Here is a 26,074-nt window from a genome sequence, read left to right on the forward strand (position 1 = left end):
GTCACGAGACATTACCGAGAAGGGGTTCACTGGAAGGCTGGCACGACCTCCTTGATGAACAGTTCCAACGACTCGCGCTTTGCCTCGTGCGGCATGCTGTTGTCGATCCAGAAGCTGTACTCGTCGACGCCGAGCTCCTCGTAGGCGCGCAGCCGCTCGACAACCTCGGCCGGGGTGCCGATCATCGCGGTCCGGTGCAGCGACTCCGGCTGGAACTCCGGGCGGTCTTCGAACTTCGACTCCGGGCTGGGCGGCAGGAAGCCGTTCACCGGGGTGGCGTTGTTGCCGAACCAGGCGTCGAAGGTGCGGTAGAAGCGGTTGATCGCCTCGGCAGCCGGCCGCCAGCCCTCGGGGTCGTCGGCGGGGTGGACGTGTGTGTGCCGCAGCACCATCAGGTCGGGGCGCGGCACTTCCGGGTGGTTGGCGACCGCTGTGTCGAACTTCCGCTTGAGGTCGACTACTTCTTCGTCGCCCTTCATCAGCGGGGTGACCATGACGTTGCAGCCCTGTGCCACCGCGAAGTCGTGGGAGGCGGGGTCGCGGGCGGCGATCCACATGGGCGGGGTGGGCTGCTGCACCGGCTTGGGCACACTGGTGGAGGTCGGGAACTGCCAGATCTCGCCGTCGTGGGCGTAGTCGCCCTGCCAGAGCGCGCGGACGGCCGGGACCAGCTCGCGCAGGTGCTTTCCGCCGTCTGCCGCCGGTAGTCCGCCTGCCAGTCGGTCGAACTCGAACTGGTAGGCACCCCGGGCGAGTCCGACCTCCATCCGGCCGTTGCTGATGACGTCGAGCAGCGCGCACTCACCGGCGACGCGGAGGGGGTGCCAGAAGGGGGCGATGACGGTTCCCGCGCCCAGGCGGATGGTCGAGGTCTTCGCGGCGAGGTGGGCGAGCAGCGGCATGGGGCTCGGGGAGATCGTGTACTCCATCGAGTGGTGCTCGCCGATCCATACCGTGCCGAACCCGCCGGCCTCGGCCATCAGGGCCAGTTCGGAGAGGTTCTCGAAGAGCTGCCGGTGACTGACCTCCTCGTCCCAGCGCTCCATGTGCACGAACAACGAAAACCTCATGACTGCTCCTCCGCTGCTTCTGCTGTTGTGGCGGCGTCCATCTCGGTGAGGGTGATGTCACCGGTGGCCCAGTGGGCCCGGGGGACCTCGTGGACGACGACACGGATGTACTCGGGGCGGGTGTTCACGGTGCGCAGGACCGCGGCGTGGACCTCGTGGATCAGGTCCCGGATCTGCGCCGGGGTGCGGCCCTCGGCGATAGTGATGGCGACCTGTGGCATGTCGGTTCAGCTCCGCATCGTGAACGGGTCGGCCACGGGCTCCTCGCTCGTGTTGATCCAGACGCTCTTCAGCCGCGTGTACTCCAGAATCGTCTCCGTGCCGTGTTCGACTCCGACGCCGCTCGTCTTGAAGCCCTGGCGCGGTGACATCGGGGACATGGCCCGGTACGTGTTGACCCACACGGTCCCGGCATCCAGGCGCGCCGCCATCCGGTGCGCCCGCGACAGGTTCGTCGTCCACACGCCGGCCGCGAGACCGTACTCGGTGTCGTTGGCCAGCCGTACGACCTCCTCCTCCGTGTCGAACGGCATGACCGCCAGGACGGGGCCGAAGATCTCCTCCCGTACGACGCGCATGCCGTTGTCGACGTCCACGAGGACCGTCGGCTCGTAGAAGTAGCCGCCGAGGCCGCCGTCGTTGGCCCGGCCGCCGGTCAGCACCCGGGCACCCTCGTCGCGTCCGAGGTCGACGTACCCGGCGACCTTGTCGCGCTGGGCCTCGAAGGCCAGCGGGCCCAGCTCGGTCTTCTCGTCCAGGGGGTCGCCGATGACGATGGTCCGGGCGCGCTCCGTGACCCGTTCGAGCAGCTCGTCATAGACGGACCGGTGCGCGAAGACCCGGCTGCCGGCGATGCAGGTCTGTCCGGCGGCGGCGAAGATGCCGGCGACGACGCCCATCGCGGCGTTCGGGATGTTCGCGTCCTCGAAGACGATGTTGGGCGACTTGCCGCCGAGTTCGAGCGTTGAGCCGATGAAACGGCTCGCCGTCGCGGCGGCGATGCGCGCCCCGGTGGCGGTGCTGCCGGTGAAGGAGATCTTCGCGAGGTCGCGGTGGTCGACCAGGGACTGCCCGGCCTCGGCGCCGAACCCGGTGACGACGTTCACCGCACCCGGCGGGAAGCCTGCCTCCAACGCCAGCTCGGCGAGCCTGAGCACCGTCGCCGAGGTGTGTTCCGAGGGTTTGATCACGACCGTGTTGCCGGCGCAGAGCGCGGGTGCCAGTTTGCTGCTGGTCAGCGTCAGCGGGGAGTTCCAGGGCGTGATGGCTCCGACGACGCCCAGGGGCTCCCGGGCCGTGTAGTTGAGCACCTGACGGTCGGAGGTGGGGATGAAGTCGCCGTGGATCTTGTCGGCCAGTCCGGCGTAGTAGTAGTAGTACTCGGGCAATGTCGCCAGTTGGCCGCGCATCTCGCGCAGCAGCTTGCCGTTGTCCTGCGTCTCCATACGGGCCAGGTCCTCGGCGTTCGCGGCGATCAGGTCGCCCAGGCGCCGCAACAGGTGTCCGCGCCGCGTCTGGCTGAGGTCGCGCCAGCGCGGGTCCTCGAACGCCTTCCGCGCGGCGGCCACCGCCTGGTCGATGTCGGCGGCGTTGCCGCGTGCAGCCCGGTAGAGGACCTCGCGGGTGGCCGGGTTGGCGCTCTCGAAGTACTCGCCCGACGCTGGCTCGACCCATGCCCCGCCGATGAAGTGCCGCAACGTGGTGAGGCCGGTGAGCTCAGACATGTGCGCACTCTCCGTTGAAGCCGATGAAGCCGATGAAGGTGGTGAGGCACTCGACGAACGCCTCGGGGCGCTCGACGGGCAGCATGTGACGCGCCCGGGGGACGACCACCGCACGGCAGTCGGGGAGCGCCGCGGCGAGCCGGCGGGTCATCTCGGGGGTGGACCCGGGATCGTCCGCACCCGTCACCGCCAGGGCGCGTACACCGATGGCGGCCAGGTCCGGCGCGAGGTCGGCGTCCGCCGTCGCGAACACGCGGTAGCAGCCGAGGAAGGACGCGACGTCGTTGGCGAGGAGGGTCGCCCCGGTGCGGGCCACCCGGTCCGGGGCGACCCCTGCGCCGTCGTACCAGCGCTTCAGGGACGCGGCCGCACTCGCCGCGAAGTCGGCCTCGGCGGTGCGCAGTCGGGCGAGTACGGAGGCCCGCTCCCCGGCCGTGCGCTCACACACCGAACTGACCGAGGTCAGCGTGGCCACCAGCTCCGGACGGTGCAGCGCCACGTGCTGGGCGACCAGGGCGCCCAGCGAGAACCCGACCAGGTGTGAGCCCGCCGGGATCTCGTCGACCACCCCGGCGGCCAGTTCGGCGAGGGTCACCCCGTCGCGCACCGGCGGGCGGTTGCCGTGGCCCGGCAGGTCGGGGGTGAGCACGGTGAAGCGGTCGGCCAGGAGCGCGGCGGTGGGCTCCCACATGGTGTGGTCGAGCCCGACGCCGTGCAGCAGCACCACGGTCGGCTTGCTCATGAACGCGCTGCCTACTGCTCGGTCGAGAGCGGTGCCAGGCGCTGCTGGGGGCGCCCCTGGGCGGCCGCGGCGAGCGCGATGACGATCTCGCCCGGGTGGGGGGCGTCGGCGATCCGGACCTCGACACTCTGGTGGTGCGAACGGATCGTGGCGTCGGTGATGTGCTTCAGCGGGATGTCGAAGACCACACCGGCGGGCCCGCGCTTCTCGACCGCGGGCAGCAGGGTGGTGGCGTTCGCGGCCTTGCGGAAGTGGTCGCCGAACTTGAGCGTGTGGATCAGCGCCGAACCGTGCTCGATCTCGCCGTCCAGACCGACGATGGCGGCCTTGCCGTACGCCTCGGCGGGGGCCTCCAGGGCGTCGAGCACCGCCGGGGCCAGCAGCGCGCCGAGGTCGGAGGCGTTCGCGTCGATGCCGGGGGCGAGGTCCTCGACGAAGCCCTGGCCGGCCCAGGGGTTCTCGATCACCGCCGCGACGATCGCGATCCGGGCGGGGCGGGCGAGTCCGCGGCCGCCTTCGGTGCGGATCTCCTCGACGATGGTCACGATCTTGCGGACGTTTGGGATGTCATAGACGTGATGGACGCTCATGAGGCGACGACCTCCAGGGTTTCGGTGGTGACGACGGGGTCGGTCATACGGTCCCCGATACGGGGGTGCGGGCGCGGCCCCGTCGAGGCCGCCGCGATGACGACGATCTCGTCCGGGCGCGGGGCGTCGGAGACGCGGGCACTGATGGTCTGGTAGTGGCTGCGTGTCGAGGCCCGCGTCTTGTGCCAGAGCGGGACGACCAGGGTCTCGCCCGCCTCGGCACGGGTGTCGGCGAAGCAGATGATCGACTCGCCCTGGAGGAAGTCCCGTACCAGGTTGCCGAAGTACGGGGTGTGGATGAGGGCCCCGGCGTGCTCGATCTCGCCGGCCGCGCCGACGATGGCGGCCTTGCCGAACGCCTCGATCTCGTCCACGCCTCCCAGACAAGCGATGAGCCGGTCGGTCAGCAACCTGGCGAGCACCGGGGCGACGCGGTTCTGCTCCACGGACAGATTGGCCGAGGGGCCGGTGCCCACCCACGGGTTCCGTATGACCGCGGCGACGCTGGCTCTTCGCGTGGGCTGCGCGGGTGCCTTCCCCGCCTCGGTCAGCACGACGTCGCGGTAGAGCACGAGCTTGCGGAGACCGATGCTCTCGTCAGGGTGATTCAGGCACTCTTGCATGGCACAGGACGATAGGTGTCGTCTCTCGAGTCGGTCAAGAGGTTGAGCGGAAGGGCGCCTCGGTAGGCCGGAGGCCTCCCCACCAGGACCGGAAACAGGCTTTTAACCTGCGAGTATTGATGATGTTCGCAGTCGGTAAGTGATTCTGTGCCGCGAACCCTTGACGCTCCATCGGTGGCATGCCTTACTGCTGCTTGTATGCCAGACCAGGTGGCCATCGGCCCCCGGACCCAAGGAGTTCCATGTCCAGTCACCTTGGAACGGACGCGGAAACGACGCCCGCGACACTGTCGGGGAGCAGCGGGGAAAGCGCCACGGAAGGCCCGGACACCGGCACAGATGCCGAGGGCGACGGCGGCGGCAGACTCGGTTCCGTCTTCTGGACCTCGATAGGTATCTCCGCCGTCTTCGTGGCCTGGGCGGTGCTCTTCACGGACAACCTGAACAAAGTCACGAACAGCTCGCTGAACTGGGTGACGGCCACCTTCGGCTGGTCCTACCTGGTGATCACGCTCGCCATCCTGATCTTCCTGGTGTTCCTGGCCTTCAGCCCCGCCGGCGACCTCCGCCTGGGCAAGGACAGCGACCGCCCCGAGTTCTCGACGCTCACCTGGTTCGCCATGATCCTCAGCGCGGTCATGGGCATCGGACTGGTCTCGTACGGGGTCGCCGAACCGATCTCCCACCTGGCGTCCCCGCCGCACGGTCTCGCCCAGCCGAACACGTCGGCGGCGGCGGTGCGCGCCCTCCAGTACTCCTACTTCGACTGGGGTCTGCAGGCCTGGGCGATCTTTGCCGTCTTCGGTCTGGCCATCGCGTACTCGACCCACCGCAAGGGTCGGCGCACCCTGGTGAGCCAGCTGTTCGTGCCGCTGCTCGGCGACCGCGTGAACGGGCCGATCGGCAAGACGATCGACGTACTCGCCGTGTTCGCGACGCTCTTCGGCACCACGACGTCCCTGGGCCTCGGAGCGCTGCAGGTCAACAACGGTCTCGGCAGGCTGTGGGGGATGCCGGTCGACAACGTGAGCCAGGTGCTCATCATCGCCGTCGTCACCTCGATCTTCACGCTCTCGGCGGTGACGGGTGTCAGCAAGGGCATCAAGTTCCTGAGCCAGGGCAGCACGCTGCTGGCGATCGCGCTGTTCGTCTTCATGCTGGTCGTCGGCCCGGCCGTGTTCATCGCGAACCTGTACATCGAGTCCGTGGGCCAGTGGGCCACCGACTTCTTCCGGATGAGCCTGCAGGGCACCGCGTTCGGCGGGCTCCAGTGGATGCAGTGGTGGACCTACTTCATGATGGCCTGGTGGGTCTCCTGGGGCGCCTTCGTCGGTGTCTTCCTGGCCCGGATATCGCGGGGCCGCACCATCCGCGGCTTCATCATGGGCGTCCTGGTCGTCCCCAGCGTGGTCTTCTTCACCTGGTTCACGGTCTTCGGCGGTACGGCGATCCACGTCGACATGTTCGAGGGCGGCGACATCGCCAAGCAGACCGCCGCCGACATCAACAGCGCGTTCTTCGCGACCCTCGACCACTTCCCGCTGGCCGACGTCACCTCGGTGATCGCGATCATCCTGGTCGTGATGTTCTTCGTCTCCGGCGCCGACGCCAACACCTACGTCCTGTCCATGATGACTTCGGACGGATCGCTCACCCCGCGTCGCCCGGTGCTCATCCTCTGGGGCGTCCTCACCGGTGTCACCGCCGTGGTCCTCATGCTCGCCGGCGGACTGAACGCCCTGCAGAACACCGTCATCGTGACGTCCCTGCCGTTCCTCGTGATCATCGCCGGTCTGGCGGTGTCCTTCTGGAAAGAGCTGAGGGCGGACAGGAAGGACGGGAGGGACGTGAAGGACGGGAAGGAGCTGGGCGCGGACAGGAAGGAGACGACCGGTGCCGCACTCTGACGCCCGTCGCGCACTCATCGAGAAGACGTGGACCGCGGTCTGGGGCCAGGGTGACGTCGACGCCCTCGACGCGCTGCTGAGTCCGGCGTACCTCCGCCACGGCGGCGACCCGCACCCCCAGGACCTGACCGCCTTCAAGGCCACGATCGTCTCGACCCGGGCCGCCTTCCCGGACCTGGTCACCACCGTCGACGACATCGTGGTCGAGGGTGACCGGGCCGCGATCCGCTGGCACAGCGGCGGAACCCAGACGAACTCGTTCCTCGGGGTCCCTCCCACCAGACGGCGCGTGGAGGTCAGCGGCGCCACGTTCGCCCGTTTCGAGGGGGACCTGATCGTCGAGGAGCACGTGACGTGGGACCCCCGGGCGCTGCTCTCGGCGCTGGGCGTCATCCGGGTGGGACAGGACTGAGGATCACGATGACGATGACGAGACGACGACCAGGAGGAGCACCGCCATGACCCCGCTCGCCTCGAAGCCCGACCTCGATGTGATGAAGCTGGTCAACCGGCAGTTCGTCACCGGTGTCACGGTCGTGACCGCGATGGACGGTGAGACCCCCAGAGGGCTGGCCGTCAACGCGTTCTCGAGTATCTCGCTCGACCCTGCGACCGTGATGGTGTGCGTCCAGCGCACCTCGTCCACGCATGACTGTCTGTTCGCGGCGGACCACCTGGCGATCAACATCCTGTCCACCGAGCAGCTCGACGTCGTCGGTACGTTCGCGGGCAAGGCCGACGACAAGTTCAGGGACGTCGCATGGGAGAGCGGTCCGTTCGGCAGCCCGCTGCTCGCCCGGAGCAGTGCGCAGATGGAGGTCGAGATACGCGAGCGGCTGCAGGCCAGCACCCACACCGTGTTCATCTGCCGCGTGGTGCACGCCGCCGTCGCCGAGAACCATCCGATGGTCTACAGCGCGGGTAAGTTCTTCGACGGCGGCGCGCTCGCGCCACTGGGATGAGGAGGGTTCGGTGAATCGCGAAAAGGGCGAGCCGAAGGGCGAACCGAAGAACGGGTCGATGCAGGCCATGGTGATCGGCGAGATGCGCCGGCGGATCATCAAGGGAGACATCGAGCCCGGGGCCCCGCTCTCGGAACTCGCCCTCGCCGAGGAGTTCGGCGTCAGTCGTACGCCCGTACGCGAAGCCCTCAAGCAGTTGCAGACCGAAGGGCTGGTCGAAATCCGGCCCCGCGTCGGGACGTTCGTCTCCATCCCCTCCCGCCGTGAGATCACGGAACTCTTCGAGATGAAGGGGCTCATCGAGGGTGCCGCCGCCCGTCTCCTCGCTCAGCGTGGCCGCGTCGCGGAGATCGACCTGCTCGAACGGAACCTCCGCGAGGCCGACGAAGCGGTGGCGCGGGACGACCGGGAGCGCTACGCGGAGCTGGTCCAGGAGTTCCACGACCTGCTGATAGCCGGTGCCGACAACAGCAAGCTGGAGGCCCACTACCGGATGCTGATGAACCAGCTGGCCTACTACTCCCGGCTGGTGCACACCTCGCTGAGCCGGCCGGGCCGTGCCCTGCAGTCGGACCGTGAGCACCACGTCGTCCTGGAACTGATCCTGGAGAAGGACGGCGACAGCGCCGAGCAGGTGATGCGTGAGCACGTCAGGGCCAGCCGACGCGCGCTGCTGGCGGGGCTGCCCATCGGCGGTTCGGACGAAGGGCTCGGTACGGCGGGTTCCTGAGGAAGGGAGGGCTCTGTAGCGGCCGGGTTTCGCCTCTTCGGGGGTGGTGCCCGGCTTTCGGCTTACGGGGACCTTCCACGGCAGAAATCTGCCCGTAACGCCCTGCGTGTCTACTGGTATGCAACAACGATTCACCACAGTGGACACCCAAGGAGGGGCCCATGGTGACCGCCATCCCCGATCTCGCCGAACTGGTCCGCGCCGACGGCATCGAGTTCGTGCTCGCCGTCTTCGTCGACCTGACCGGCAAACCGTGCGCCAAGCTCGTCCCGGCCCAGGCCGTCGAGGAACTCCGCGACGAGGGCGTCGGGTTCGCCGGGTACGCGGCCGGCGCGCTCGGCCAGCAGCCCAGTGACCCCGATGTCGTCGCCCGCCCCGACGCGTCCTCGTACACCCCCGTCCCCTTCGTCAAGCCCGGCCTCGCCCTCGTCCACTGCGACCCGTACGTGGAGGGCGAACCCTGGCCCTACGCCCCGCGCGTCATCCTGCGCAGGGTGCTGGAACGGGCCGCCGCCCAGGGGCTGTCGATGTCCGTGGGCGCCGAGGTCGAGTACTTCCTCGTCAACCGGGACGAACACGGTGTGCTCAGCGTCGCCGACGCCAGGGACACCGCCGCCCAACCCTGTTACGACGCCCGCGGGCTGACCCGGATGTACGACCACCTCACCGCCGTCTCCAGCGCCATGAACTCCCTCGGCTGGGGCAACTACGCCAACGACCACGAGGACGGCAACGGCCAGTTCGAGCAGAACTTCAAGCACGCCGACGCCCTCACCACCGCCGACCGGGTCATCACCATGCGGTACCTGGTGTCGATGCTGGCCGAACAGCGGGGCATGACCGCCACGTTCATGCCGAAGCCGTTCACCGACCGCACCGGCACCGGCATGCACCTGCACATGTCGCTGTGGCGGGGCGACGAACCCGCCTTCCCCGACGCCACCGACGGACGCGGGCTCGGACTCTCCCCGCTCGCCTACTCCTTCGTCGCCGGCATCATCGAGCACGCGCAGGCCCTCCAGGCCGTCATCGCGCCGACGGTCAACTCCTACAAGCGCACCGGCGCGGTGAACACCCGCTCGGGCGCCACCTGGACACCGCGCGTCGCGGGGTACGGCGGAAACGACCGCACCCACTTCGTCCGCGTCCCCGACGGCAACCGTATCGAGCTGCGCGGCGGAGACGGCGCCTCCAATCCCTACCTCGCCGCAGCCGCCGCCCTCGCTGCCGGCCTCGACGGCATCGAACGCGGCCTCGACCCGGGCGAGCCCGGCGCGGCAGGCAAGGGCCCGGAACTCCCGCCGACCCTCCTGCACGCAGTGGAGGCGCTCCAGGCGGACGAGGTGATCAGCGGCGCCCTGGACGCGGCCGGGGCCGGGGTGAGCCGGTACTTCGCCGACCTCAAGCGCGAGGAGTTCTTCGACTGGCACGCGACGGTCGGCCCCTGGGAGCTGGACCGCTATCTGACCGCTTTCTGACCGCCTTTTGACCACCCTCCGCTTTTTGCCGCCTTCTGAAGGGACTTGAGATGTGCGGAATCGTGGGGCTCCATCTGCGGGAGCCCTCACTCGAACCCCGGCTGGGCGAGCTGCTTACCGCGATGCTGGGCCAGGTCGTCGAACGCGGCCCCGATTCGGCGGGCGTCGCGGTCTACGGCGACCCGCGCCTGTCCCCGCCGGGACGTGCCGTCGTCTCGCTGCTCGGGGTCACGCCGGCCGAGGCGGAGGCCGCGTTGCCCGGCGCGGTGGCCGTAGCCGCCGACGTCACCACCGTCGTACACGCGGATCTTCCGGTCGCCGACCTGCTCGCGGCCGTCGCGGACGCGCTGCCCCACGTCACCGTCATCGGCTCCGGCACGAACATGGCCGTACTCAAGGGCACTGGAAACCCAGTGGAGTTGGCGGACGCCTTCGGGCTCGCCGCCGTCACCGGCTGGCAGGGCGTCGGCCACACCCGCATGGCCACGGAATCCGCGGTCACCCCCGAGGGCGCCCACCCCTTCTCGGTCGGCCCCGGACAGTGCCTGGTGCACAACGGCTCCTTCGCCAACCACGCCACCATCCGGCGCGAACTGCGCGCCCAGGGCGTCGAGTTCGCCAGCGAGAACGACTCCGAGGTCGGCGCGCGGTTCGTCTCCCATCAGTTGGAACAGGGCGCCGACCTGGAGAAGGCGCTGCAGCTGCTGTGCGAGCGGTTCGACGGTTTCTACACGCTGCTTGTGTCGACCGGTGACTCCTTCGCGGTCGTCCGTGACGCCATCGCCTGCAAGCCGGCGCTCGTCGCCGAGACCGATGCGTGGGTGGCGATGGCCTCCGAGTACCGGGCGCTGGACGTCCTGCCGGGCATCGAGAACGCCCGCATCTTCGAACCCGAGCCGGAAGAGGTGTACGTATGGCGACGCTGATCGACCTGGTCGAGACTCCGGTGCGGGAGCTCAACCAGGCCCTGCACACGCCCGGCGGCGCGGATGTCTGGCGCATCCTGAACCCGCGCGGCGCACACGCCGTGGCCTGCGGAATCCGGGAGGGTCTCGCCGTCGACATCGAAGGCCACGTCGGCTACTACTGCGCCGGCATGAACCAGCGCGCCACGGTCACCGTGCACGGCAACGCGGGCACGGGTGTCGCCGAGAACATGATGTCCGGGACGGTTCGGGTGCGGGGGAACGCGTCCCAGTCGGCGGGGGCCACTGGTCACGGGGGACTTCTGGCGATTGACGGGGATGCGTCTGCGCGGTGCGGGATCTCCATGAAGGGGGTGGACATCGTTGTGGGGGGCGATGTCGGGCACATGAGCGCGTTCATGGGGCAGGCCGGGCGGTTGGTGGTGTGTGGGGATGCGGGGGACGCGCTGGGGGATTCGCTGTATGAGGCTCGGATCTATGTCCGGGGTTCGGTGAAGTCCCTTGGTGCGGACTGCGTCGAGAAGGAGATGCGGGACGAACATCTGGCTGAGCTTGCCGAGTTGCTCAAGGCGGCTGAGCGGGACGAGGATCCTGCGGATTTTCGGCGGTACGGCTCCGCCAGGACGCTCTATCACTTCAAGGTCGACAACTTGACGGCGTATTAGCCCCGCCGGGAGTTCGGCTTTCGGCTGCGAGCCGCATGTGCCTGGTCGCGCCCGCGCGGCGGAGCCGCGAATTGACACAGCCCCGCGCCCCTGAAAGGGGTGCTCCACCTCAGCCCTGACAAGGAGTTGGCCTTGGAACCCGCATCCCACGGACTGCGCGAGTCGGCGACTTTCGACCGTGCCACCATCCACGCCATCCAGCGCGCCGCAGAAACCGGCATCTACGACATCCGCGGTTGGGGCGCCAAGCGCCGACTCCCGCACTTCGACGATCTGTTGCTGCTCGGTGCCTCCATGTCCCGCTACCCCCTCGAGGGTTATCGGGAGCGCTGTGACACCGACGTCGTCCTCGGCACCCGGCACGCCAAGCACCCCCTCCGCCTCTCCACCCCCGTCACCATCGCCGGTATGAGCTTCGGGGCCCTCTCCGCCCAGGCCAAGGAGGCCCTCGGCAGGGGAGCGTCCGAGGCGGGTACGTCCACCACCACCGGTGACGGCGGCATGACCCCCGAGGAGCGCGGGCACTCCAAGCACCTCGTCTATCAGTACCTGCCGTCCCGCTACGGCATGAACCCCGACGACCTGCGTGCCGCCGACGCCATCGAGGTCGTCCTCGGCCAGGGGGCCAAGCCCGGCGGCGGGGGCATGCTGCTCGGACAGAAGATCACCGAACGGGTCGCCGGGATGCGGACGTTGCCCGTCGGCATCGACCAGCGCAGCGCCTGCCGCCACCCCGACTGGACCGGCCCCGACGACCTCGCCATCAAGATCCTGGAACTCCGCGAGATCACCGACTGGGAGAAGCCGATCTATGTGAAGGTCGGTGCGACCCGGACGTACTACGACGTGAAGCTGGCCGTCCACGCGGGCGCCGATGTCGTGGTCGTCGACGGTATGCAGGGCGGTACGGCGGCCACCCAGGACGTCTTCATCGAGCACGTCGGCATCCCCACCCTGGCCGCCCTGCCCCAAGCAGTGCGCGCCCTCCAGGAGTTGGGCGTCCACCGCGAGGTCCAGCTGATCGTCTCCGGTGGGATCCGGGGCGGTGCAGACATGGCCAAGGCCCTCGCGCTCGGCGCGGACGCGGTCGCCATCGGTACGGCCGCGCTCATCGCGCTCGGCGACAACCATCCGAAGTACGACGCCGAGTACCGTCGACTGGGCTCCGCCGCAGGTTACTTCGACGACTACCAGGACGGCCGCGATCCGGCCGGCATCTCCACCCAGGACGAGGAACTCGCCGCCCGTCTCGACCCGGTGGACGCCGGCCGCCGGCTCGCCAACTTCCTGCGAGTGATGACCATGGAGGCCCAGACGCTCGCCCGGGCGTGTGGGAAGGCGCACCTCCTCCATCTGGAGCCGGAGGACCTGGTCGCGCTCACCATCGAGTCCGCCGCCATGGCCCGTGTCCCGCTCGCGGGCACGAACTGGATTCCCGGAGCCGGCCTGTGATCGCCGTCGTCGGTGCCGGGCTGATGGGCGCGGCCACCGCATGGCAACTGGCCCGGCAGGGACACGAGGTCACCCTGATCGAGGCCTACGACATCGGCCACCGGCACGGCAGTTCGCACGGCAGCTCACGGATCTTCCGACGGGCATACGCCGACCCCTTCTACGTACGGCTGACCGGGCAGGCCTACGAGCACTGGCGTGAGCTGGAGCAGGACAGCTCAACTCCCTTGCTGCGTACGACCGGTGGCCTCGACCTGGGGGAGGGGCGCGACCCGGAGGGGCTGGCGGCCGTGCTGGGCGCGGCCGGAGTGCCGTACAAACTCCTCGGCGCGGAGGCCGCCGCTGAGCGCTGGCCGTACATCCGCTTCACCGGCCCGGCGCTGTACCACCCGGACGCGGGTGTCCTCGACTCCGACCAGGCCGTCGCGACGTGCGTCCGCCGGGCCGTCGAACACGGCGCGGACGCGTGGATCGGCGTACGTGTCACGGGTGTTGACTCCCTCGGCGACAACAAGGTGCTGTTGCGCACCGACGGCGGCCGTGAACTCATCGCCGACAGCGTGGTGTTCGCCGCCGGAGCCTGGTTGCCGGATCTCCACCTGCCCGTCCCACTACCGTCGTTGCGCGTCACCCAGCAACAGGTCTTCCACTTCCCGCAGCGTGATCCGGGTGTGCGGTGGCCGATCCTGGTGTCCAAGGACGAGGCGATGCAGGTCTTCGGGCTGCCGTCCGGCGCCGACGGTGGCCCGCTCCCCGCGGTGAAGGTCGCGGAGCACGACCGCGGCACGCCCACCACCGCCCGTACCCGCAGCGGAGTCGTCGACCCGTCGTCGCGCACCCGGGTGAGTGGCTTCGTCCGCGACCGGCTCCCGGGCCTCATGCCCGACCCGGTCGCCGAGGCGACCTGCCTCTACACCACCACCCCCGACGAGGACTTCGTCCTCGACCGCCGCGGCCCGTTCGTCATCGTGTCCCCGTGCTCCGGCCACGGCGCCAAGTTCGCCCCGCTCGTCGGCGCGATGGCCGCCGACCTCGCCACCGGCCGCACCGAACCCCACCCCCGCTTCCGGCTGCAACGTGCCGGTTAAACTGCGCCGATGACCGAGCACCACGAAGACGGCGTCGGCTCCGAAGCCTCCGAAGCCTCCGAAGCCTCCGACGACAAGGCGCTGGAGCGCGTCATCGCGGTCCGCGCCCGTGAGTACCGGCAGGCGGCCGGGCTGTCGGTCGGTGAGATGGCGATGCGGGTCGGTATCTCCAAGGCCATGCTGTCGAAGATCGAGAACGCCCAGACCGCGTGCAGTCTCACCACGCTCTCCCGGCTCGCGCGCGGTCTCGACGTCCCGGTCACCGCCCTGTTCCGCGGTATGGACGACGAACGCGAGGCCGTCTTCGTCCCGGCCGACCACGGCGCTCGGATCGTGCGGCGGGGTACGAAGGTCGGCCACGAGTACGCCCAACTCGGCTCGCTCCGGGGCGCCCACAAGCGCATGGACGCCCTGCTGGTCACGCTGACCGAACAGAGCGAGGTCTTCCCGCTCTTCCAGCACGCCGGTACCGAGCTCCTCTACATGCTGGAGGGCGTCATGGTCTACGGCCACGGCAAGTCCAGCTACACCCTGCGCCCCGGCGACGCCCTCCAGTTCGACGGCGAGGCCCCGCACGGCCCCGAGCGACTGGTCGAACTGCCCATCCGCTTCCTGACGGTGACGGCCTTCGGGGACAGCCCGCAGCACTGAAACCTGGCCTTAATCGGCCACAGAGGTGTCCTGTAACGCACGATCGGTCTACTGCGGTGAAACAACGTTTCCTTCGGCTGGACCTCTCCGCGGAGTGTGCGCATGGACACCGGAAGTACCGCTTGGATGCTCGCGAGCACGGCACTCGTCTGTCTGATGGTGCCGGGCCTGGCGCTCTTCTACGGCGGCATGGTCGCCGCCAAGAGCGTCCTGAACATGATCATGATGACCTTCGGGTCCGTCGCCCTGGTCGGCTGCATCTGGGTCGTCTACGGCTTCTCGGCCTCCTTCGGCGACTCCATCGGCGGCGCCGGCCTGCTCGGTGACGTCTCCGAGTACTTCGGCATGAGGGGCGTCATCGCGGACGACCCGAAGGCGGTCATCCCGCTCTCCGTCTTCGCCGCCTTCCAGGCCCTGTTCGCGGCCCTCACCGCCGCGCTGATCTGCGGCGCGATCTCGGACCGCATCAAGTTCGGCGCCTGGATGGCCTTCACCGGCATCTGGGTCACGCTGGTCTATCTGCCGGTCGCCCACTGGGTGTTCGCCTTCGACGGCAAGGGCGTGGTGGGCGGCTGGATCGTGAACAAGCTCGGCGCCATCGACTACGCAGGCGGTACGGCCGTCCACATCAACTCCGGCGCGGCGGCGCTGGCCGTGATCCTCGTCCTCGGCAGACGCATCGGCTGGCAGAAGGAGGGCGGACAGGAACGCCCGCACAACCTCCCCCTGGTGATGCTCGGCGCGGGCCTGCTGTGGTTCGGCTGGTTCGGCTTCAACGGCGGCTCCGCGCTGTCCTCGGGCAACGCCGCCTCCGTCGTCGTACTGAACACCTTCACCGCCACCTGCTCCGCGATGCTCGGCTGGCTCCTCGTCGAGAAGGTCCGCGACGGCCACTCCACGACTCTCGGCGCCGCCTCCGGCGCCATCGCCGGCCTGGTGGCGATCACCCCGTCCTGCGGCGCGGTCTCCCCGGTCGGCGCCCTCGCCCTCGGCGCCGTCGGCGGCGCCGTGTGTGCTCTCGCGGTCGGCCTGAAGTACAGGTTCGGCTACGACGACTCCCTCGACGTCGTCGGCATCCACCTCGTCGGAGGTCTCACCGGCACCCTGCTGGTCGGCGTCCTCGCCACGTCGGACGCCCCGAACGGCGTCGACGGCCTCCTCTACGGCGGCGGCCTCTCCCTCCTCGGCAAGCAGGCGGTCGGCGCCTTCGCCGTCCTCGCGTACTCCTTCGCCGTGACCTGGCTGATCGCCAAGGCCCTGGACATGACGATGGGCCTGCGCGTCCGCCCCGAGGTCGAACAGGAGGGCGTCGACGTCCACCTGCACGCGGAGAGCGCCTACGACCTCACTCACTCGCCGACCACCGTCCCGACCCCCGAGCCTGCCGCTGCGGGATAGGGGCCCACCCTCCGCCGCCCAACTGTTACGGCTGCCGCCCCCACAGGCTGCCCGGGTGAACCGCCCCGGTTCGAATGGAGACTCGATTTCATGAAAGTCCCCATGTCCCTACGGTGACGCCTTGGAGGCGTGAAAATTGAGAGCGGCGGCCGTCCGTCGACGTCGACCGAGCCTTGGGCCGGGAGCCCGCGTGAAAGTCTGATGCCGGAGTCGGCCCGAGGGGCCATGCACTGTTGCCACGAGCACGCCGTTCAGACTCCCGCTCTCCCCTCCCGCTCCCGGGCGGCCGCTGCCTGTCGGTCCCGGCATGAAAGGGGTGGGTATGGAGGCTGCGGAGCTCGAGACGGCCGAGGGCCTGGTGGAGAGGGTCGCCGCGATCGACGTGGCGAAGACGTCGGGCATGGTGTGCATGCGGCTGCCGCACCCGACCCGGGAAGGCCGGCGCGTGCAGGAGGTCTGGAACGTCGCGGCGACCACGAACGCGGTCCTTGAGCTAGGGGACCGCTTGCTGTGTCAGGGCGTGACCCGGGTGGTGATGGAGGCCACCGGGGCGTACTGGAAGGTGTTCTTCTTCCTGCTGGAGGCGCGAGGGCTGGAGTGCTGGCTGGTCAACGCTCGTGACGTGAAGAACGTCCCCGGCCGCCCCAAGACCGACAAGCTGGACGCGATCTGGCTCGCCAAGCTGACCGAGCGCGGGATGCTGCGACCTTCGTTCGTCCCGCCCAAGCCGGTCCGGCAGCTTCGTGATCTGACCCGTACCCGCACCGTCCTGACCGAGGAACGGACCCGGCACAAGCAGCGCGTCGAGAAGCTGCTGGAAGACGCCCAGGTCAAGCTGTCCACCGTGGCCACCGACATCTTCGGGGTGTCCGGGCGGGCCATGATGGAGGCAATGATCGGCGGCCAGCGGGACCCGCGATTCCTGGCCCAGATGGCCAAGGGCAAGATGACCGCGAAGAAGGACGCCCTGACGCAGGCGCTCACGGGGCAGTTCGAGGAGCATCACGCGTTCTTGTGCCGCACGCTGCTGGACACCATCGACCACCTGACCGCCCAGATCGACAGGCTGTCCGCCCGGATCACCAACGCGATCAGGGACTTGCCCGGACCCGACTGCCCCGATGCCGGCGACGACGGTGACAGCAGCAGGCCGGGGCCGGGGCTGGTGAAGCGACTGGACGCCATCCCGGGCGTCGGTCCGGCCACCGCACAGATCCTGCTGGCCGAACTCGGCCCGGACATGCGGGTATTTCCCACCCCGGACCATCTCGCGTCGTGGGCGAGGCTATGCCCACGCACCGTGCAGTCCGGAGCCAAGCAGTCCTTCGGCCGCACCGGCAAGGGCAACCCCTGGCTCAAGGGCGCCCTCGGCGAGGCGGCGATGGCCGCCTCCCGCACCGACACCTTCCTCGGTTCCCGCTACCGGAGAATCGTCAAACGCCGTGGCCACAAGAAGGCCCTGGTCGCCGTCGCCCGATCGATCCTGGTCATCATCTGGCACCTCATCAACAACCCCGAGACCGAGTACCAAGAGCTCGGCTCCGATCACCACCAGCGTCTGATCGACCCGGCCCGGCGCACCCGCGACCTGGTCCGTCAACTGACCGCGCTCGGACACCAAGTCACCCTCGCCCCAGGCCTCTGACTGCCTGACCCGAACCAACCCGAGCGTCCGTCCGGCACCGGCCGGACGCTCCCGCATGCCCTCAGGATCCTGGATTTTCCGTTCAGGATCGAGTCATGGCACGACCTTCCCGTTACCCGCTCGAGCTCCGCCGTCGCGCGGTGCGCATGGTCGCCGAAGTAGGCGACGACTACCCGAACGAGACGGCCACCCTGCAGGCGGTGGCCGAGAAGCTCGGCATCGGCTCCCGCGAGACGCTGCGGAACTGGGTGAAGCAGCACGAGATCGACGCGGGGACACGTCCGGGGACGACGACGGAGGAGTCCGCCCAGCTCAAGGCGTTGAAGAAGGAGAACGCCGAACTGAAGCGGGCCAACGAGATCCTGAAGGCCGCGGCGAGTTTCTTCGCGGCCGAGCTCGACCGGCCACACACACGCTCGTAGCGTTCATCGACGAGCACCGGGACCGTTTCGGCGGCGTCGAGCCGATCTGCAGGACGCTCACCGAGCACGACTGCAAGATCGCCCCTTCCACCTACTACGCCCACCACAGACGGCGGAGCACGCCGTCGGCCAGGACCGTGCGGGACGCCGAACTGAAGGAACAGATCAGCGAGGTCTTCGAGGCCAACTACCACGTCTACGGGGCGGTTTCTTTGTTTTTTTGACCTTGGAATGTGTGCTCGAAGGGCTTCTTCGGGCTGTGCATGGAAGGCGTAGGTCAAAGATTTCACTCCCCGGGATCGGGGACGCGTTGTTGATGTCGGATGAGGCCGCTGACCTGCTTTTCTTGAGATGCTGCTGATCGACGCAGCCCGCGGTGTTCTGGAGGAGCCCGAGGGACTCTGGGCGGAGGCTGAGAGAGGCTCTGCTTTTGTGCCCAGTCGACAAGGCGGAGTTCGGACGCGCAGTGTACGGGTTCGACATGATCCAGGCGTTTCGCGGCGGGTCCCCTCAGGCGACGTCACGCGGCCAACTCCCGTCGCAGCAGCCGCAACGCGGAGATGATCAGGAGAGCAACGGCTTCTCAGGCCGCCTCGTCGGCGCCAAGCGTGACACCTCCGGTTCGGGCGAGGACATGGTGGACGGTCTCCGCGGGGCGAAGTAGCCCGAATCGGATGCTTCCGTCGGCAGCGATGCGCACGCCGTGAACAGCTGGGTCGGGAAGGCTGTTGTAGTGGAAGGGCGTGGAGGAGTAGTAGGCGCCGGTGTCGAGGAGGGCCACGATGTCGCCGGGTGCGAGCCTGGGCAGCGGGCGGGCCTGGGCGACCAGGTCGCCGGCGAAGCAGCAGGGGCCCGCGATGTCCTGGGGTACGGCTTCTCCGACCTTGAGGGAGCCGCCGGGGTCATGTGCGGTGATCCGCAGCGGCCAGGCTTCGGGCATGAACACCGTCCGTGTGGCCACCTGGGCACCTGCGTGGGTGATCGCGATCGGGCGTCCGCCGGAGGTCTTGGTGTATTCGACGTACGCGGCGGTGAATCCGTTCTTGGCCAGCAGGGACCGCCCGAACTCGGTGACGACCTGGTAGTTGCCGCTGAACAAGGCCGGTGCGTGGGCCTGGAGGCGAGCGACGTACTCGTCGAAGCCCGGCGTCGGCTCGTCGCTGCCGAAGTTGACGGGCAGTCCGCCGCCGATGTCGATGCCGGTCACCTGGTGCCGACCGAGGTCGGCGTTGACCTTGTCGGCGAAGGCCACAGCCTTCGCGATGCCTTGGGCGATCAGATCCAGCGGGCAGCCCTGCGACCCGACGTGGGCGTGGACCCATGTGAGCCATGGACGGTCCCGGTATGCCTGCAGGAGCCGCTCCCGATTGCCGTCGTCCTCCAGCGCTACGCCGAACTTGGAGGTCGCGGTGGCCGTACTCATGGCGGCGATCTCCCCGCTGCCGACCTGAGGGTTGATCCGCACACCGATCCGGGAGGTGGACGAACGGACTGCGAGGATCTCGTCGACGCGCGAGAGTTCCTGGAAGTTGTCCACGTTGACCGTGACACCCAGGGCCAGGGCTCGGTCGAGGTCCGCGCGGGTCTTGGCCGGGGAGTCGAAGACGATCCGTTCGGGCGCGAAGCCGGCGGCCAGGGCCTGGGCGAGTTCGCCGTGGCTGGCGACCTCGCACCCCATGCCGTGCGTCCGCAGTTCCGCCAGCACCGGCACCAGGCAGTTGGCCTTCGCCGCGAACGTGTGCAGGGCCTGGACCGTGGGCGGGAAGGCACGGTGCAGCGCCGCGACACTCGCGGCGACGCCGTCGAGGTCGACGAACGCCGCCAGTACGGCATGGTCGGGGTCGAGAAGCCGGTCGTGTACGGCCGCGCGCAGGATGCGTTCGCGTCGCTCGGCTGCTTCGGCTGCTGGGGAGGTGGTCATATCGATCCTTCCGGACTCTGCCGAGCGGCTGCGAACCGGCTGCAGGACGAGACGAAGTCGTCGAAGAGATTGCGATGGGCCTGTTGGTCCATGAGCTCTTCCGGGTGGTACTGGACGCCTACGATCCACCGGTCGGGGTCTCCTGCCTCGACGGCTTCAACGGTGCCGTCCTCCGCTGTGGCGACCACTCTCAGCGCCGGTGCCGGTCTGGCGACGGCCTGATGGTGCAGGCTGTTGACCCGAAGGAGCCGGGCATCGGACAGTCCGGCGAGGCGGGAGTCGGCTGCGATCCGGAGCTCGTGGACCTCCGATTTCAGCGGCAGAACCTGGAGATGGTCGACCGGGCCGCCGGGCTCCAGATGCTGGACCAGGCTGCCGCCCAGGGCGACGTTGAGGATCTGACAGCCTCGACAGATGCCGAGTATGGGCATGTCCAAGTCGGCCGCACAGGCGATGGCGTTCATCTCCAGAGCGTCGAGGTCCTCGTCGATGACCGTCTTGGGGTGCACCTCCTCTCCGAAATGGCGGGGATGCGGGTCGACTCCGCCGGGGAGGAACAGGCCGTCGACGCGTTCCATCACGTGCCGGATCGCCGCGTCGTCGGTGCCGGGCATGACGGCGATCGGTATCGCTCCCGAACTCGTAAGAGCCTGTACGTAGCTGTCGGCCAGCCTGAAGACGGACGGATGGTCAGGCAGGTCCCGTCCCAGGGTGACCGCGATCAGCGGTCGACGGACGACGTCACACACAGGGGTGTCCCTCTCTTTCTCTTTGTGGCACAAGGGAGTCGGTGAGCAGTCGCGGTCCCGAACCGGACACGCGGAGCGACAGCGGCCTACAAAACGCTGTCGAGGAATGTTTTCGTTCTGTCGTGCTGCGGGTTGCTGATCACGTCGGTCGGAGCACCGGATTCGACCACTACGCCGTCGTCCATGAAGACGACCTGGTCCGCCACCTCGCGGGCGAAGCCGATCTCATGGGTCACGACGATCATCGTCATGCCGCTCTTCGCCAGATCGCGCATCACGTTCAGCACATCGCCGACGAGTTCCGGGTCCAGGGCCGAAGTCGGTTCGTCGAAGAGCATCAGCTTCGGATCCATGGCGAGCGCCCGGGCGATGGCCACCCGCTGCTGCTGGCCACCCGACAGTTGAGCCGGATACATGCCCGCACGATCGGTGAGACCGACTCGCTCCAGTAGCTCCATGCCTCTGGTGCGGGCGTCGGCCTTGCTCCGGCGCGCCACACCGACCGGGGCCTCGACGATGTTCTCCAACGCCGTGAGGTGGGGGAACAGGTTGAACCGCTGGAAGACCATGCCGATACTCCGGCGCTGAGCAGCGATCTGACCGGGTTTCATCTCGCGGGCACGATCACCGTGTTCGCGGTAGCCCATCAGCTCACCGTCGACGTATATGCGCCCACCGTCTACCCGCTCCAGGTGGTTGATACAGCGCAGGAAGGTCGACTTGCCCGAGCCCGAGGGCCCGAGCAGGCACATCACCTGCCCACGCTCGACACGGAGATCGATCCCCTTGAGCACCAGGTTCGCGCCGAAGCGTTTGCGGACGTCCCGCGCCTCCACCAACGGCTTCGGTCCGTCGATGGCCTGCGTGTTCATGCGTCTCCTTCTGTTGTTGCGTCGGTGCGCGCGACCTGTGAGACACGGGTCCGCACCCGGCTCACCAGGCGGCGCGCCCGCTGCCAGGGCGTCAACGGCAGGCTTCGGTCGGTGCCGCGGCCGTATCTGCGCTCCAGGTAGTACTGCGGTACGGAGAGCACGGAGGTGAGGACCAGGTACCAGGCGCTCGCGACGATCAGCAGCTCGACCTGGTGCAGGTTCTGCGCCGAGATCCAGCTGGTCTGCGTGTAGAGCTCCGGCACCGCGATGAGCTGGAGCAGGGCCGTGTTCTTGAGCATGGAGATCGTCTCGTTGCCCATGGGCGGGATGATCACCCGCATCGCCTGGGGCAGCACGATGCGCCGCAGGGTGTACCCGGGCGACATCCCCAGCGAGTGGGCCGCTTCGACGTTGCCGTGATCGACCGAGAGCAGTCCCGCGCGGACGATCTCGGAGGCGTACGCGGCCTCGTTCATCCCCAGGGCCAGCAAGCCGGCGACGAAGGGGGTCACGATCACATTGGTGTCCGCGGAGGCGAACTGAATCGAGGTGAAGGGGATACCCAGGGTGAGCGTCTGGTACAGCAGGCCGAGGTATCCCCAGAACACGATCTGAACGAGCAGCGGGGTGCCCCGGAAGAACCATGTGTACGCCCACGACATCACGCGCAGTACCGGGTTCGCGGACAGCCGCATCACAGCCAGCAGGATGGCAAGCGTCGTCGCCAGCGCCATCGAGCAGCCGGTCAGCGCGACCGTGAGCAGGACACCTCTGACGATCCGCCCGTCGAACAGGAAGTCGGCGATCGTCAGGTGCTCGATGTTCGGGTTGCGCCAGAGCGAGAACATCCAGCCCGTACACAGGGCGATCAGCACCGTCGCGGCCACCCATCGTCCCGGGTGCCGCAGGGGCGTGGCAGCCACATCGTGCGTCCCGGCGGTACGCAGGCCGGGGGCGAGCGGGCTCGCCTTCCCGGTGCTCACGATCTCGTCCGTCACGATGCCCCGTTGACGATCGCGGACTTGACGCCGTACGCGGACAGGTCGTACTTGTCGAGGAGTTGCTTGTAGGCACCGTCCTTCACGAGGGAATCCAGCGCCGCTTGAAGGGCGAGGACCAGGTCGTGGTCCTTTCGGAGCACCCCGATACCGGTGTACACCGGACCGAATCCGGTGGGATGCGCAGGGTCGCTCACGACCTCGAAAGCGGCGCCGTTTCCTGCCGTGGCGGCGTTGTACCTGGCGGGCGCCGCGTCGAGCACGTCCGCGACGGCCTTTCCTGCGCGAACCGCGAGGAGGGCGTCACCTTCGGTGGGCAGTTCGATCACGGTGATCGGCTTCTTTCCGGCGGCTGCGCATTTCGGCTCCTGGGCCCTCATCAGGTCGGCCTGCGTAGTGGCCTTGGCGACCGCGACAGACTTGCCGCACAGATCGAGCACCTTGCCGACCTTCTCCGGATTACCCTTCTTCACGACGATTTCCATTCCGGCGTGGAAGTAGTCGACGAAGTAAAGACTCTTTTCCCGCTCCGGCGTGTCATTCATTCCGTACATGATGATGTCGTGCTTGCCCGACTGCAGCGAGGGGATGATGCTGTCGAATGCCTGGTTCTTGAAGTTGAACGAGACGCCGAGCTTCACTCCGAGCGCCTGTCCCAAGTCGTAGTCGAATCCGGTCCACTCCTGGTTGGAGTCGAGCATCTCCATCGGCGCGTAGACGCCGCTGGCCACGTCGATCCCACCTTTGAATCGCTCGGGCAGCAGTGCCGCGACCTTGGTGTCCGCGACAATCGACGGCTGGAGCTTGCTTCCGCTCGCGGCCGGGGTCGCAGTGTCGCCGGTGGCCGACGTACCGCTACAGGAACTGAGAAGAATTCCTGCGGTTCCCATTGCGAGAGTCACGACGGTGAAACGACTTCTGGTCATGTGCGTCTCCATTCGAAGAACTTGGGCCGAGGTCATGCGTCATGTGTCCGACCGGTTGAAGAATCTCGACGGGTCTTTCCACGTACAGACCCGGAGCAGAAAGGCCATTGCGGCGATTGTTGTCCCCGCCCGTATCACCCGTCCTGATCCGATTGGACTAGGATCCGGCCATGACTTTGTCCGATCGCCCAAGCGGTGAGATCGTCGCCGACGTACCGGCCACCACGGTCCGGCACCTCGTCGCGACCATCGGATCGCCGGTCCTCCAGGTGCTGACCGCGCCACGAGGACTGGAACAGACCGTCCGAGGGACCGTCCTGCACGACCCCCACGACCCCCTGCCGGCCGGCGTGGACCAGCTCCTGCTGATGCCAGGGCTCCAGGGCGACCAACCCGGCGCCGCCGAGCTCGTACGGGATGCCGCCCGCCGCGGATACTGCGCGATGGTCCTGAAGCTCAGGGGGAGCGATACCAGCGCCCTCGTCGCCGAATCATCGGCCGGCGGCCTCACCCTGCTCGCCGCGGCGGACGAGGTCTCCTGGCGCCATCTCGACGCGCTGCTGCTCTCCGCCTTGGGTTCCCAGGGGGGCGGGGGCGACCCGAAGGCCGGATCCGGGGACGGACTGTTCATCCTGGCGAACGCGGCCGGCGCCGTCATCGGCGGATCTGTTGCCATCGAGGACCTGGACCGGCGCGTGATGGCCTATTCGTCATCGCCGGACCAGCGCATCGACGCCCTGCGGCGCGAAGGAATTCTGAGCCGCCGTGTCCCGGAGATCGACCACAACCTCGAGCGGTATCGGATCGTGCTCGGTTCGGACAAGGTCGTACGCTTTCCCGATGCGCTCGGAGCGCTGCCCCGCGCAGCCATAGCCATCAGGGCCGGGACCCAGCCGCTCGGCACCATTTGGGCCATCGAAAGCACCGACGGCCTCGGCAGCGACGGTGAACAGGCGCTGGTCGATTGTGCACGCCTGGCCAGTCTGCACATTCTTCGCAGCCGCAATGCAAATGAACTGGAGCTTCAAAAACGCGAGAGCGCGCTGCTCGGGGCACTGGAAGGATCCTGGGCGGCTCACGAAACAGTCTTTCGTCTTTCCATTCCGTCAGGAGTCGACCTCGGGCTCCTCGGATTCGCCGCGACAACCGACGCGACGGGTTCTCTGGCTTTGACCGCCTACCTCAGCCACGCGCTGTCCCGCTACATCGTCCCCTTCCGTCCGGACGCGAGTATTGCCACGACGTCCCGTGCGGTCTACGTCCTGTTGCCGGGCGGCGGATCACAGGCTGCGAGGCGGATCGCGAGAGACGCGCTCACCGCGATCCGCGGGGCTTTCGGTGACAGCGTCCGCGCAGCGGTCGCTCCCACGGAAACAGATCCGGCGGCCCTGCCGGCCATGCGCCGGGAGATCGACGACATCCTTCGCGTGACAACAGCCCACGTCGACGCACCGTCAGTCGCTGGGCTGACCGACGTACACGCACGGCTCCTGCTGGCTCGCGTCGCCGACGAGCTCGGCCACGAACCGCGCTTGAGGCATCCCGCTGTCGCCGCGATGACCGCCCACGATGCCGAGCACGGTACGGACTTCGTCCTGTCGGTCCTCGCATGGCTCGACGCCGTCGGCAACGTCGCCGAAGCGGCGACCCGGCTGGGGGTGCACACCAACACTTTGCGCTACCGGCTGCGCCGGACCGCCGACCTCTTCGACATCTCGCTGGACGACCCCGACGACAGGCTCTCGCTGTGGCTGCAGCTACGCCTCACCCACCGCTGAGCCCGCTCAGGTCCTTCGGGCCGGTGCGAAAACCCGGTTCTGGGTGCCGCGAAGCCGTGCGTAGACGGCGTTCGTGACTCAGGCTCCGCCCCAGCCGGACGTCTCGTCGTCCGGGTCCTCGGTCGCGTACAGGGTGGGCCCGAGGCGCGCGGCCAACGTGTCTCCAGCAATACGTGTTTGGACCACTGTGCCGTCGGCATCCACCGTCAGCGCTGCGTAGTACCCCAGAGCTGTCCAGTCCGAGGGCACGTGGAAGAAGAATTCCACTGCGTCGTCCGGGTACTCGTCGCGCAGCAAGGGAAGCAACTTCTTCAGAGTGCAACCGCCGCTCAGGCCACTGATCATGACGGTCACTTGGTCCGGTGCCGGCCGCCACGCCCGCACATGCGCGTAGCCCTGCCAACCATCGAAGGGCCGTACGTATTGCTCGTCGCGGATCATTTCGGGATAAGCAGGTTCAATGGTCAAGGGGAGGCCCCTTCTTCTCGGTACCCGGCTCCAACGCCCCGCAACAGCAGGTCCTGACAGCAGGTCCACGGTACGGGTGATGCGGCGCCGGTGACCGTCCCAGGCAGTCGGCGCGGGCTGTCCGAGCAGGTCAACTGAGGCTGCTGTGGCGGCAAACAGGTCCCCGTTGCGGGCCGGACCGGGGGCGGCGCCGTCGCATAGACTCGGGTGACCAGCGTGGCGGGCGGGGGAGACACGGGTGGACGATCGTGAAGCCGGTGATCCCAGAGTCAGGTTTGCGGCGGCGCTG

At 68.3% G+C, this 26,074-nt stretch carries 25 protein-coding genes and 1 pseudogene; 14 read left to right on the forward strand and 12 right to left on the reverse strand.

The window, feature by feature from the left end; translation table 11 throughout:
- Window positions 1–26: 26 nt before the first annotated feature.
- Genes QFZ76_RS28620 through QFZ76_RS28645 form a run of 6 tightly spaced genes read right to left on the reverse strand, consistent with a single transcriptional unit; the run spans window position 27 to window position 4,749 of the window.
- Window positions 27–1,070 carry an LLM class flavin-dependent oxidoreductase gene (locus QFZ76_RS28620; protein ID WP_307676416.1) on the reverse strand — a complete coding sequence of 348 codons (1,044 nt, stop codon included), beginning with the start codon at window positions 1,068–1,070 and terminating at the stop codon, window positions 27–29.
- Window positions 1,067–1,291 carry a tautomerase family protein gene (locus QFZ76_RS28625; protein ID WP_307676417.1) on the reverse strand — a complete coding sequence of 75 codons (225 nt, stop codon included), beginning with the start codon at window positions 1,289–1,291 and terminating at the stop codon, window positions 1,067–1,069. The genes QFZ76_RS28620 and QFZ76_RS28625 overlap by 4 nt, the downstream gene beginning before the upstream one ends.
- Window positions 1,292–1,297: 6 nt before the next feature.
- Window positions 1,298–2,794 carry an aldehyde dehydrogenase gene (locus QFZ76_RS28630; RefSeq protein ID WP_307676418.1) on the reverse strand — a complete coding sequence of 499 codons (1,497 nt, stop codon included), beginning with the start codon at window positions 2,792–2,794 and terminating at the stop codon, window positions 1,298–1,300.
- Window positions 2,787–3,536, reverse strand: coding sequence for an alpha/beta fold hydrolase (locus tag QFZ76_RS28635; RefSeq protein ID WP_307676419.1), 750 nt, complete (start codon window positions 3,534–3,536; stop codon window positions 2,787–2,789). The genes QFZ76_RS28630 and QFZ76_RS28635 overlap by 8 nt, the downstream gene beginning before the upstream one ends.
- Window positions 3,537–3,547: 11 nt before the next feature.
- Window positions 3,548–4,126, reverse strand: coding sequence for an amino acid synthesis family protein (locus QFZ76_RS28640; RefSeq protein ID WP_307676420.1), 579 nt, complete (start codon window positions 4,124–4,126; stop codon window positions 3,548–3,550).
- Window positions 4,123–4,749: an amino acid synthesis family protein gene (locus QFZ76_RS28645; RefSeq protein ID WP_307676421.1), complete on the reverse strand. Its 627-nt coding sequence runs from the start codon at window positions 4,747–4,749 to the stop codon at window positions 4,123–4,125. The genes QFZ76_RS28640 and QFZ76_RS28645 overlap by 4 nt, the downstream gene beginning before the upstream one ends.
- 242 nt (window positions 4,750–4,991) lie before the next feature.
- Between QFZ76_RS28645 and QFZ76_RS28650 the strand changes: the two genes are divergently transcribed.
- From QFZ76_RS28650 to QFZ76_RS28710, 13 genes and pseudogenes are all read left to right on the forward strand, one after another.
- On the forward strand, window positions 4,992–6,656 hold the full coding sequence (locus QFZ76_RS28650) for a BCCT family transporter (protein WP_307676422.1): 1,665 nt from the start codon (window positions 4,992–4,994) through the stop codon (window positions 6,654–6,656).
- Window positions 6,643–7,068, forward strand: a complete 426-nt coding sequence (locus QFZ76_RS28655; RefSeq protein WP_307676423.1) for an ester cyclase — start codon at window positions 6,643–6,645, stop codon at window positions 7,066–7,068. The genes QFZ76_RS28650 and QFZ76_RS28655 overlap by 14 nt, the downstream gene beginning before the upstream one ends.
- Window positions 7,069–7,114: 46 nt before the next feature.
- Entirely contained in the window at window positions 7,115–7,618 is a 504-nt protein-coding gene (locus QFZ76_RS28660) for a flavin reductase family protein (RefSeq protein ID WP_307676424.1), read from the forward strand.
- A 10-nt stretch (window positions 7,619–7,628) separates the two neighbouring features.
- On the forward strand, window positions 7,629–8,348 hold the full coding sequence (locus QFZ76_RS28665; RefSeq protein ID WP_307676425.1) for a GntR family transcriptional regulator: 720 nt from the start codon (window positions 7,629–7,631) through the stop codon (window positions 8,346–8,348).
- A gap of 161 nt (window positions 8,349–8,509) precedes the next feature.
- Complete coding sequence (gene glnT, locus QFZ76_RS28670; RefSeq protein ID WP_307676426.1) at window positions 8,510–9,826, forward strand: type III glutamate--ammonia ligase; 1,317 nt, start codon at window positions 8,510–8,512, stop codon at window positions 9,824–9,826.
- Window positions 9,827–9,876: 50 nt separating this feature from the next.
- Window positions 9,877–10,752, forward strand: coding sequence for a glutamine amidotransferase family protein (locus QFZ76_RS28675; RefSeq protein WP_307676427.1), 876 nt, complete (start codon window positions 9,877–9,879; stop codon window positions 10,750–10,752).
- Window positions 10,740–11,417, forward strand: coding sequence for a glutamate synthase (locus QFZ76_RS28680; protein ID WP_307676428.1), 678 nt, complete (start codon window positions 10,740–10,742; stop codon window positions 11,415–11,417). Before QFZ76_RS28675 ends, QFZ76_RS28680 begins: the two co-directional genes overlap by 13 nt.
- 132 nt (window positions 11,418–11,549) lie before the next feature.
- A complete protein-coding gene (locus tag QFZ76_RS28685; RefSeq protein WP_307676429.1) occupies window positions 11,550–12,869 on the forward strand; it encodes an FMN-binding glutamate synthase family protein in 1,320 nt (439 codons plus the stop codon).
- The gene (locus tag QFZ76_RS28690; protein WP_307676430.1) at window positions 12,866–13,957 is read left to right on the forward strand and encodes an FAD-dependent oxidoreductase; all 1,092 of its coding nucleotides are present in this window, start codon (window positions 12,866–12,868) and stop codon (window positions 13,955–13,957) included. The genes QFZ76_RS28685 and QFZ76_RS28690 overlap by 4 nt, the downstream gene beginning before the upstream one ends.
- 9 nt (window positions 13,958–13,966) lie before the next feature.
- Window positions 13,967–14,608, forward strand: coding sequence for an XRE family transcriptional regulator (locus QFZ76_RS28695; protein WP_307676431.1), 642 nt, complete (start codon window positions 13,967–13,969; stop codon window positions 14,606–14,608).
- A 102-nt stretch (window positions 14,609–14,710) separates the two neighbouring features.
- Window positions 14,711–16,006 (forward strand): ammonium transporter, encoded by a 1,296-nt coding sequence (locus QFZ76_RS28700; protein WP_307676432.1) that lies wholly within the window; start codon window positions 14,711–14,713, stop codon window positions 16,004–16,006.
- Between the two features lie 322 nt (window positions 16,007–16,328).
- Window positions 16,329–17,651, forward strand: a complete 1,323-nt coding sequence (locus QFZ76_RS28705; protein ID WP_307674419.1) for an IS110 family transposase — start codon at window positions 16,329–16,331, stop codon at window positions 17,649–17,651.
- A gap of 95 nt (window positions 17,652–17,746) precedes the next feature.
- Window positions 17,747–18,279 (forward strand): annotated as a pseudogene (locus QFZ76_RS28710) (transposase); the annotation flags it as partial.
- A gap of 377 nt (window positions 18,280–18,656) precedes the next feature.
- Here the strand turns inward: QFZ76_RS28710 and QFZ76_RS28715 are convergent.
- From QFZ76_RS28715 to QFZ76_RS28735, 5 genes are all read right to left on the reverse strand, one after another.
- Window positions 18,657–19,994 carry a diaminopimelate decarboxylase gene (locus QFZ76_RS28715; protein WP_307676433.1) on the reverse strand — a complete coding sequence of 446 codons (1,338 nt, stop codon included), beginning with the start codon at window positions 19,992–19,994 and terminating at the stop codon, window positions 18,657–18,659.
- On the reverse strand, window positions 19,991–20,743 hold the full coding sequence (locus QFZ76_RS28720) for a gamma-glutamyl-gamma-aminobutyrate hydrolase family protein (RefSeq protein ID WP_307676434.1): 753 nt from the start codon (window positions 20,741–20,743) through the stop codon (window positions 19,991–19,993). Before QFZ76_RS28720 ends, QFZ76_RS28715 begins: the two co-directional genes overlap by 4 nt.
- 86 nt (window positions 20,744–20,829) lie before the next feature.
- A complete protein-coding gene (locus QFZ76_RS28725) occupies window positions 20,830–21,615 on the reverse strand; it encodes an amino acid ABC transporter ATP-binding protein (protein ID WP_307676435.1) in 786 nt (261 codons plus the stop codon).
- Window positions 21,612–22,598: an amino acid ABC transporter permease gene (locus QFZ76_RS28730; RefSeq protein WP_307676436.1), complete on the reverse strand. Its 987-nt coding sequence runs from the start codon at window positions 22,596–22,598 to the stop codon at window positions 21,612–21,614. The genes QFZ76_RS28725 and QFZ76_RS28730 overlap by 4 nt, the downstream gene beginning before the upstream one ends.
- An 11-nt stretch (window positions 22,599–22,609) precedes the next feature.
- Window positions 22,610–23,539, reverse strand: a complete 930-nt coding sequence (locus QFZ76_RS28735; protein ID WP_307676437.1) for an ABC transporter substrate-binding protein — start codon at window positions 23,537–23,539, stop codon at window positions 22,610–22,612.
- Between the two features lie 350 nt (window positions 23,540–23,889).
- Here QFZ76_RS28735 and QFZ76_RS28740 point away from each other — a divergent pair, with 350 nt between their 5' ends.
- Window positions 23,890–25,317 carry a CdaR family transcriptional regulator gene (locus tag QFZ76_RS28740; RefSeq protein ID WP_307676438.1) on the forward strand — a complete coding sequence of 476 codons (1,428 nt, stop codon included), beginning with the start codon at window positions 23,890–23,892 and terminating at the stop codon, window positions 25,315–25,317.
- Between the two features lie 78 nt (window positions 25,318–25,395).
- On the opposite strand, the gene QFZ76_RS28745 is transcribed toward QFZ76_RS28740, so the two are convergent.
- Entirely contained in the window at window positions 25,396–25,785 is a 390-nt protein-coding gene (locus QFZ76_RS28745) for a hypothetical protein (RefSeq protein WP_307676439.1), read from the reverse strand.
- Window positions 25,786–26,074 lie beyond the last annotated feature (289 nt).

This window comes from Streptomyces sp. V4I2, from assembly GCF_030817655.1.
Classification (GTDB): Bacteria; Actinomycetota; Actinomycetes; order Streptomycetales; family Streptomycetaceae; genus Streptomyces; species Streptomyces plumbiresistens.